Genomic DNA, 1,263 nt, shown 5'->3' with positions numbered 1-1,263 from the left:
TTTTTATTTGCAGGCTTATTTTTTGAATGTTACTTCCTAATGTCATGATAGTTCTCCTCCTTTTGCCGAAATTGTATTAGGAAAATCCGATTATGTCCATCAAAGGAGCTTTGCATTTACAAAAATCCCATGCAAATATTCTTTGCACACCGTGATTTCCAAAAGTATTCCATCTTTTTGAAACGAAAGATAAAAGAACGATAGAAATGAAAGTGCTGATGGATGGGGATTTTTACCGGCCTGAGACAGCCTGGAGGCATATTGTTCGTTGCAGATTCAGTATAAATGAAGGCTTTCACTTTAGCAAGGTGTTTTCTTTTTTCCCATTAAAAATGTCTATAAGCTGATAAGAGCAGAGCGAATCTCCTAAACTATCTATATATATTAAAAAGTTCTTCATAGTATTTCTAAAAGCAAAAAATTGGTATTCAATAGAAATTAATGTAATATTTAGGCACAGTCAAGAACGGCTGAAATTTAAGGAGGATAATACAATGAGCGTATCTAAACAACTTATCCATTTGAGAAATGTAAAAGGAATTTCTCAGGAAGAACTCGCCTCTCTGATGAACGTTACAAGACAGGCAGTGTCGAAGCGGGAAACGGATCAGACCCTTCCAGACAGTGAAAAAATCATTCGTTTAAGTGAGATTTTCGGAGTGACGACTGATTACCTGCTGAAAGGGAAAGAAACAGCCCCAATGGATATATACTCACAGCATGATTCAAAGGCCGGAACTGAGATGTCTGCGGAAGTAACCGAAATTTTGGATAATGTACATCAAATGAGTACAGCAAAGAGGTACTTAATTGGTGCAGCCTTATTCTTTTTGGCTTTAACACTTCTGATCGGGATTGTTTTTTTGATTTTCCATTAAGTTCCCAACTATTTAGCTAGATGTCTATATATTTAGAGCAAAAATCCGCCAGACTTCAGGGGAAACCTTCTCCAGAGTCCGGCGGATTTATCATATTGTCATCTGTTTTTTCTTTGGTTACAAGGATTAAGATAATGAAATTAAAATGAATGGCTCAATATATCTTTGTATAAAATCTATGCGGTCCACTATTGTTGGTTTAAAATATGATGTAACTGCTATGACTATATTTTCCGATGGATTATCCATTTAGACGATATCATCTGTTTTTTATTATGAACACCCTGATCTAAACAAAGCTGTCCGATTTTCACCATTGGTCCTATGTCAAGAAAAAGTACAAATTAAATATGCCTTTTTAAGGTTGGCTTACCCTGCCAAAGCT

General features: G+C 35.6%; 1 protein-coding gene. It reads left to right on the top strand.

What is annotated here, in order from left to right:
* Positions 1–494 precede the first annotated feature (494 nt).
* A complete protein-coding gene (locus AOA56_RS15210) occupies positions 495–878 on the top strand; it encodes a helix-turn-helix domain-containing protein (protein WP_024731479.1) in 384 nt (127 codons plus the stop codon).
* Positions 879–1,263 lie beyond the last annotated feature (385 nt).

Origin of the sequence: Sellimonas intestinalis (genome assembly GCF_001280875.1) — a bacterium.
Taxonomy (GTDB): domain Bacteria; phylum Bacillota; class Clostridia; order Lachnospirales; family Lachnospiraceae; genus Sellimonas; species Sellimonas intestinalis.
Note: the sequence above shows the minus strand (reverse complement) of the source record. Positions and strands in the feature narration are given on the sequence as shown.